1 protein-coding gene is annotated in these 325 nt (G+C 61.5%); it reads right to left on the bottom strand.

Annotation, left to right across the window (positions count from 1 at the left end; translation table 11 throughout):
* Positions 1 to 325: AMP-binding protein (locus OGL93_RS22160; RefSeq protein WP_263265169.1), on the bottom strand; the 325-nt coding region annotated here is incomplete at both ends.

The following is a 325-nucleotide window of genomic DNA, read 5'->3' as shown; positions in this document are numbered from 1 at the left end:
GAACGGGGTTTTTTGCAGTACCGAATCGTTGGCCGTCAGCTGATACGCCTGCTGCATCCAGCACAGCCGGTTGGTTAACGCCGAATGGCGGTTGCCCGCGCCTTTCGGTTTACCGGTGGAGCCCGACGTATAAATCAGGTAGGCCAAGTGCTCGCCGGTCAGTTCCACATCAAGGTTCTGATCGCCATAGGCCGACGTATCGAAGCCATCCAGGTCGATCCGCTCGACCGCCGGCAGCGCGATGGCCGAGTGGCTCAGCACCAGCGCTACGCCGCTGTCTTCGAGCATGTAGGCCAGGCGCTCGGCTGGGTAATCCGGGTCCAAG

The sequence above is a fragment of the Pseudomonas sp. RIT-PI-S genome, assembly GCF_025642975.1.
In the GTDB taxonomy this organism is placed as follows: Bacteria; Pseudomonadota; Gammaproteobacteria; order Pseudomonadales; family Pseudomonadaceae; genus Aquipseudomonas.
This window is presented reverse-complemented; position numbering and strand designations above follow the sequence as displayed.